At 38.8% G+C, this 7,432-nt stretch carries 4 protein-coding genes and 1 pseudogene; 1 reads left to right on the forward strand and 4 read right to left on the reverse strand.

Annotated elements, in window-relative coordinates; all coding sequences use genetic code 11:
* Positions 1-131 precede the first annotated feature (131 nt).
* The 4 genes and pseudogenes from JCM10991_RS10825 to JCM10991_RS10840 all read right to left on the reverse strand — a co-directional run bounded on the left by JCM10991_RS10825 (position 132) and on the right by JCM10991_RS10840 (position 4,999).
* Complete coding sequence (locus JCM10991_RS10825) at positions 132-1,331, reverse strand: MFS transporter (RefSeq protein WP_025021488.1); 1,200 nt, start codon at positions 1,329-1,331, stop codon at positions 132-134.
* A 169-nt stretch (positions 1,332-1,500) separates the two neighbouring features.
* Positions 1,501-2,415: a magnesium transporter CorA family protein gene (locus JCM10991_RS10830; RefSeq protein ID WP_025021489.1), complete on the reverse strand. Its 915-nt coding sequence runs from the start codon at positions 2,413-2,415 to the stop codon at positions 1,501-1,503.
* 87 nt (positions 2,416-2,502) lie between these two features.
* Positions 2,503-3,497: pseudogene (locus JCM10991_RS16645) on the reverse strand (LacI family DNA-binding transcriptional regulator).
* An 8-nt stretch (positions 3,498-3,505) separates the two neighbouring features.
* Positions 3,506-4,999: a sucrose-6-phosphate hydrolase gene (locus JCM10991_RS10840; protein WP_025021490.1), complete on the reverse strand. Its 1,494-nt coding sequence runs from the start codon at positions 4,997-4,999 to the stop codon at positions 3,506-3,508.
* 300 nt (positions 5,000-5,299) lie between these two features.
* Between JCM10991_RS10840 and JCM10991_RS10845 the strand changes: the two genes are divergently transcribed.
* Positions 5,300-7,231, forward strand: coding sequence for a sucrose-specific PTS transporter subunit IIBC (locus JCM10991_RS10845; RefSeq protein ID WP_025021491.1), 1,932 nt, complete (start codon positions 5,300-5,302; stop codon positions 7,229-7,231).
* The last annotated feature ends 201 nt before the right edge of the window (positions 7,232-7,432 follow it).

A 7,432-nucleotide genomic window follows, 5' to 3' on the forward strand; every position in this document is an offset into this window, starting at 1 on the left:
CAACTTATGAAAGTCACTTTGGTGGCTTTTTTTGTACCTAAAACCACCCGTCCTGTTGACTTCAAAAGGATGGGTGGTTTTATAAACTCGATTAATGTTCAATGACAGTTAATGATATACTTTGTGGAAAATCACATCTCAAAGGCTTGACGACTGGCAAAATTAATAACAGTTACTAAACCAATACCAATTAGTCCAACGAAGAAATCGCCTCCCAGAGCAACTTGAATGCTGATATCGGATAAGGCACCGGAAATAAGTGGTTCAGTAAAGGAGGCAATAGCGCCAAAGAAATAGAAAATTCCGGTCACAAATCCGCGTCGAGTAGGGTAAAGTTTCATGAAGACCGTTAAACCAGTTTGCATAATTCCTCCGGCAGCTGAAAAGCCAAAGAGCAGACTAGCAATGTGAGAAAGTAAAGGTGTATGACTCAAGAGAATAATTCCGAGTGCTAAAGTAGCTAAAATATTCATTATAATTAGAATTGGTCCTTCACTAATATTACGATTTAAGAAAATGTACAAACAAAGAACTCCCAAAATGGAACCAACGCTATAAAGTGATAGGAGCAAGTGAGCTTGTGTCGTGTTGAATCCCGCAACCTTTTCACCAAAAAGGGTAATCCATTGGGTAAACCAAATCATAAGTGCCATGGAAGTGTAGCCGTATAAAACTAGGGCTCCTGTAGCAATAATCCGTCCCAAATTACTTTGTTGTCTCTGTTCAATTTTTTCTTGGGTATTTTTCTCATTTTGGTATGGTTGTGGAAATTTTAAAGGTATTAAGAGAATGGCATTTAAAATTAGTAGGACCACCATGGAGATAAAAGACCAGCCAAACCATAAATTTGCTCCATGAATAGCTGCAATTAGGAGAGGCAAGATAAATTCACCCACTGAAACAAAAGCTTTGATAAGCACGGTTGCTTGTCCATTACCATCATTTAATTCTACCAAGGTTGTGTAAGTTCCGGCATCTAACGCAGAATTAGCGATTCCGGCAAGAATTGCGCAGAAGTACGCAAAAATGATGCTTTTTGTAGAAACTATACCAATTGCAAAAAAGAGATAACAAGCCATTCCTAGATAAACAAAGAATTTACGACTTAATTTATCAGAAAGGTATCCAGTAATCAGATAGGCTAATAACCGTCCTATTCCAATTCCTGAGATAACAAAAGAAACCATCTTGAGGCTAGTTGACCAGTAATCGCTTAGCGTTGTCATATTTTGTGCAAGAATAATTAAGCCAAAACCGTGAATAATATAATTGAGATAGAGGCTGAAAACTAAGCGAAAACGCATGTTTTTGGAGAGTATTTGATTAGTCATTAAATCGGTCCTTCCACTATAGATTGTGATATATTTATCAAAGTTTACATTATAAATATAAAACGTTTTCTTTAAAAAATCTAATTGAGAAAGTTAAAGAATTGATAGAAAAAAAGTTATAATATTAATAATTTTAAATAAAAAAAGCCACCTAGAGGTGACTTGAGAGTTAAAGAATATTTTTACGCTTTAAGAACCAATAGAGTATTAGCATCAAGGAAACAAGGATACCACTAACCAAAAGCCAAGCAAGGGGTAGCTTCATAAAAGGGAGGTCCACGTTCATACCATAAAATCCGGTCCCAATTGTGGGAATTGTCAGGATGATTGACCAACCAGTTAAAAATTTCATAGTGTCGTTTAGGTTATTATTCAAGATATTATTTGAAGTCCGTGAAATTTTTCCGGTCACATCATTGGCAATTTGCACGACGCGAGAAGCTTGTTCCATTTCAATCAAAATATCGTCCAATTTTTCTTGGGATTCTTTGGTAATTTGAAGTGTCAATGGCGTATGGCGCAAGTCTTCTAACATCATCAAGTTAGTTTTAATACTAGAAGAAAGGTAAATCAAACTTTTTTCAATTTGGGCTAATTGTAATAAGTCGTGGTTAATAATATGACCATTTAACTTACGATCCAAGATATTACGTTCATTATTAATTTTATCTAAGGCTTGGTTAAAGTAGTTCGTGGCATGCAAGAGGAAGGTCATGATAAATTCGGTCGCGGTTGAAACTTCTTTAATGCGGTCAGCCTTAAACTTTTCAAAAACATAGGCAGTTTCATCATTGTGGAAGGTGAAGACCGTTGTACCTTGCAGTAAGAAGATAATTGGACGCGTAGTAAAGTGCTCGACTTCTTTATTGGGCCAAATGGGCACATCATAGACAATCAATTCACTTTGGGTGTGGACATCATAATCATAGTGAGGACGCTCATGGCGGTCCGAAATATAGTTTAAAATCGCGGGGGTTAAGCGAAAAAGACGCTTTAACTGGCGAATATCACTTTCGTTAAGTTCGTTAACATCATACCAAGAATAGTTGAGGGTAGCTTTACCATTAATTTCTTGACGCGTAATCACAATTATCACCTCTCGTAATCAAATTAAGTACTTACCATATTTTAACACAAAGCCCCCCTAATTACTGGAAATTAGGGGGGTATTTTACATACTAGTAGTAGAACGAATAACCTTTACTGGCAGCTCATAACGCTTTTGTTTCAGTGGCTGATGGGGGTCATTAATTCTTTCTTGAAGTAAAGTAACCAAAAGTTTAGCAATTTCCGGAATAGGTTGAGCAATGGTTGTTAGTTCAGGGTGGTAAGTTTGAAGAAAGTTGGTGCCATCAAACCCAACCACCTTTACATCTTGGGGTACCTGCAGACCCATTTGTTGGGAAATTTGAATTACGAGTAAAGCGGTTAAGTCATCAGTACAGACAATTCCATCTACCGTGTGTTTCTGTAAAATTTCTTTGATGATAGCCTTTTTGACCGCAGCAGATTCAGAATAAGCTACCGAATGAACATGGCGAGTTAAGCCGACACTGTCAATAAAATCGAGATACCCCTCTAAACGTGAATTAGTGGATGAAGGTTGTTGGCAACATTTGCACTACCTAAAAAGAAGATATGACGGCAACCTGCTTGATAGAGTTCACTAGTTGCTAGACGTCCCCCGGAGAAGTTGTCACAAGAAACAATTGGAACTTGATCAGATAAGTTACGGTCAAATGCTACAATTGGCAGTCCTGATTTATTGTAGTCTTCAATGCCTAAGTTGTGAGTTCCAGCAATAATCCCATCAACTTGGTTGGCTTGTAACATTTTAAGATAGTTTTTTTCTTTTTGCGCATTGTAGCCAGCATCGCATAAGATTAATTTATAATCATCAGCAAAACAGGCTTTTTCAATTTCTTCAATTAATTCAGCGAAGAATGGATTGGTAATGGTAGGGAAGATAACCCCAATTAGCTTGGTTGCCTTTCCGTGTAGGGAACGCGCCAAAGAGTTAGGTTGATAATTGAGTTCTTCCATGGCTGCAAACACTTTGGATTTAGTTTTTTCGCTGAGGTAACCGTAATTATTGATAACCCGTGAAACAGTGGTGGCAGAAACGCCAGCTTTTTTGGCTACGTCAATTAATTTTGGTCGCGTCATATTATCACCTAGATTCCTTGAAGTGGCCAGTAAGTTCCAGTGAAGTCAAGAGCAATTTCTGAAGTCAAAGCAATTTGTTGATTATCTGGCTGACTGAAGAAGCGACCAGTAATCACGTGGCGCCCACCGTTAACAAAAATTTCAAAGAGGGAACCGTCAATAAAGATATCGAGTTCTAAGCGGTTAGCCTGGTCAAAGTTAACAGTGCGAGTGGTACCATATTCTTCGTTAAAAGAAATCCCGGTGTGTGCACGATCAACTGTAATGTAACCATGGTCCTGCGTTGAAAAATCAATTTTCAAGCTTTGGCTAGCGTCTTTATTTGCAGCTAGGTGAAGGCTTCCGCTTTGGTTAGCATCTAAATTAAGTTTGAGTTCGTAGTGCTTACCTGCTTGATAGACTAATTGTTGGCGTTGATTGTAGTTGGCTTCGGGGCGTAAAACCGTCCCGGCTTGGCGCAAGTCAGCCATGGCAGGTACAGGTTGTTGTATCAATTTACCGTCTGCATCCAAACTTAAGACTTTGACTTGACTAAGGCAACCGGCCCAGTTTTCGCTATCGCTAGGGTAAGCTAAGTCAGGCAAACCAACCCAAGAAATCGCGTAAGCCTTACCGTTAGGAGCGTTAAAGGCTTGTGTAGCGTAAACATCAAAACCATCGTCAAGGTTAATAGGTGCTTTTTGTTGGGTTTGAAGTTTACCGGCATTAAATTTAAAGTGTTCACCAGCAACATACATATTAGGGTAGATGTTTTGATAATCTGCTACTTCGTGCTCAAGCCCTTGCGGACAAAAAATTAAGACAGGTTTGTCATCAATAAAGACTAAATTTGGACATTCAATCATGTATCCCATAACGTCATCTGTAAAATCAACATAGCCGAGATCTTGCCATTTTTCCAAGTCCTTAGATTTAAAGAGGGCAACTTTTCCAGAAAGGGTGGTTTTATCTTGAGCCCCTAAAATTACGTAGTACTCACCACGATATTTTAATAATTGAGGGTCGCGAAAATGTTCAGTTACATGTTCAGGAGCTTCAATTAATGGCTTAGGGAGTTTAGTAATTTTCCCATTCTTATCTAACCAAGCACCGTTTTGGTAGGAAATTCGTTCCCATTCTTTAGTACGCACGTTGCCGGTATACATTAAAAGTAATTTATCATCGATGACAGCAGCCGAACCAGAGTAGGCACCATGACTATCGAGCGGTGTATCTGGTGCTAAAGCTAAACCTAAATTGCGCCAGTGAACAAGGTCATCACTTACCAAGTGCATCCAAGATTTGAGACCGTGAGCAGCTCCAAATGGGAAGGACTGATAAAAAACATGCCATTGATTATTATAGTAAGAAAAACCATTAGGATCATTTAAAAGTCCTGATTGAGGACGAATGTGGTAGGCCATTTGGTATTGAGAATTAGCTGCTTGAGCTTGAAGCTGAAGGAGTTCTTGTGCACTCCATTCTTCATAGGGTTTATAACGTAGTTCAGTGGTCCATTCCATAGGTTAATTCCTCCTTGAAAAAGTTATTAGATTAATCATGAAAACGTTTATATATCCTCTTTAATTTTAAGTTATTCTCAAATTTATGTCAAACGTTATCAGAAATTGATAATCAGAAAAATCTAGAATAATAATAAAAAGTATGTAAATTTAGAAAAAAATAATTTTTTTATGCTAAACGATTGACATATTTTAAGAATGCGTTATCATAAAAATGTAGCTAAGAGAAATCGGTTACAAGAAATTATATTTGTTATGTTATTCAAAATGAAATTTTGTAAAGGAGTGTCAATTATGGCAATGGATTATAAAAAAGTTGCAACCGATGTCATTAATGCCATTGGTAAAGACAATATGGTCGCTGCCGCTCACTGTGCGACGCGGCTACGTTTAGTACTTAAAGATGACAGCAAGATTGACCAAGCCGCCCTTGACCGTAACGATGGGGTGAAGGGGACTTTTAAGACAAACGGCCAATACCAAGTTATTATCGGACCTGGGGATGTTGATTTCGTTTATGACGAATTAATCAAGCAGACAGGGTTATCAGAAGTTTCGACTGATGATTTAAAGAAAATTGCTGAGTCTAACAACAAGCCAAATCCGGTAATGGCCTTTATTAAGCTCTTGTCAGATATCTTTGTTCCAATTATTCCTGCTTTGGTTGCAGGTGGTTTGTTGATGGCCCTCAACAATTTCTTGACAGCGGCAGGATTATTCGGACCTAAGTCCTTAGTTCAAATGTACCCTAATATCAAGGGTATGTCTGACATGATTCAATTGATGTCAGCAGCGCCGTTTATCTTTATGCCAATTCTAGTCGGGATTTCTGCTGCTAAACGTTTTGGGGCTAACCAATTCTTAGGAGCAGCCATGGGGATGATTATGACCACTCCTGACTTGTTAGGCAAAGATCATTTCTGGAATTTGTTTGGTCTTCACGTTGCACAAACGAATTATGCTTACCAAGTTATTCCAGTGTTGGCTGCCGTTTGGATTTTATCTGTCTTAGAAAAATTCTTCCACAAGCGTTTGCCTTCTGCGGTTGATTTTACGTTTACACCTTTGCTTTCCTTGATGATTACTGGGTTCTTAACCTTCACAATCGTTGGTCCAGTGATGAAGACTGTCTCAGACTGGATTACTAACGGCTTTGTATGGTTATACGATACGACCAGTTTCATCGGGATGGGGCTCTTTGGTTTAACTTACTCAGCTATTGTTATGACTGGTTTACACCAAAGTTTCCCAGCAATCGAAACCCAATTAGTAACAGCCTTTGCTCAAGGCAAGGGTGCTGGGGACTTTATCTTTGTTACTGCTTCGATGGCTAACGTAGCTCAAGGGGCTGCAACTTTTGCCGTTTGGTTTATTACGAAAGATAAGAAGATGAAGGGTCTTTCTTCATCAGCCGGGGTTTCTGCTTTACTTGGGATTACCGAACCAGCTTTATTCGGGGTTAACTTGAAGTACAAGTTCCCATTCTTCTGTGCTTTAATCGGTTCAGGAGTGGCTGCAACTTTTGCCGGCTTAGTTCGTGTTGAAGCTGCTTCTATGGGATCTGCTGGTTTCTTAGGATTCTTATCCATTTACCCTAAGTCAATTCCAATGTACATTGTGGCTGAATTAATTTCCTTCGCTGTAGCCTTTGCTTTGACTTACCTTTACGGTCGCAATCGTATTGCTGCGCTGGAAAATGTATCTGCAGTTGAAACTACAGCTGATGTAGCTCCAGAAGTTGCTCAAGCACAAACAGAAGTTGCCCAAGTTGCTGGTGTGGCTGACGAAGATGTTTTAGCCCCAGTTGCTGGTCAAGTAGTAGATTTATCTCAAGTCAATGATGATGTTTTCTCAACTAAGTTAATGGGTGATGGAGCTGCTATTGTTCCAACTAATGGTGAAGTCTTTGCCCCAGTGGATGGTGAAGTTACCGTTGCTTATGAAACTAAACATGCTTATGGTTTGAAATCAGATGATGGTGCGGAAGTTTTAATTCACATCGGAATTGATACGGTTAATTTGAAAGGGCAATACTTTGAAAGCTTTGTGACGCAAGGTCAAAAGATTAAGAAGGGTGACAAGCTAGGTACCGTTGATTTAGACGCAGTCAAAGCTGCAGGTTACGACACAACGGTGATGGTGATTGTAACTAACACACCAAACTACACTAGTGTAGGTCACGTTGCTGGTCAAGTGAACCATGGTGATAATTTAATCGGGCTTTCAAAATAAGCTTGGCGAACAGTCTAGTTTGAGCTAGGCTGTTTTTCTTTACCAGGAATTAAGGAAATAGTCGCAAAGAAAGAAAAGAATCTTCACAAAAAGGTCATAAATTCACGGTATCTTATAAACATAAGCTAATAACACAAAATAACTTTTTCATAATACTTCTCCCAAGTCGCTAGGTTCCCCAATCTAGCGACTTTTTTATCA

This window comes from Ligilactobacillus equi DSM 15833 = JCM 10991 (assembly GCF_000615765.1).
In the GTDB taxonomy this organism is placed as follows: Bacteria; Bacillota; Bacilli; order Lactobacillales; family Lactobacillaceae; genus Ligilactobacillus; species Ligilactobacillus equi.

Coding starts and splice junctions, on each gene's coding strand:
- JCM10991_RS10840 (WP_025021490.1), bottom strand. CDS start 4,999: ATGGAATGGACCACTGAACTACGTTATAAACCCTATGAAGAATGGAGT.
- JCM10991_RS10825 (WP_025021488.1), bottom strand. CDS start 1,331: ATGACTAATCAAATACTCTCCAAAAACATGCGTTTTCGCTTAGTTTTC.
- JCM10991_RS10845 (WP_025021491.1), top strand. CDS start 5,300: ATGGATTATAAAAAAGTTGCAACCGATGTCATTAATGCCATTGGTAAA.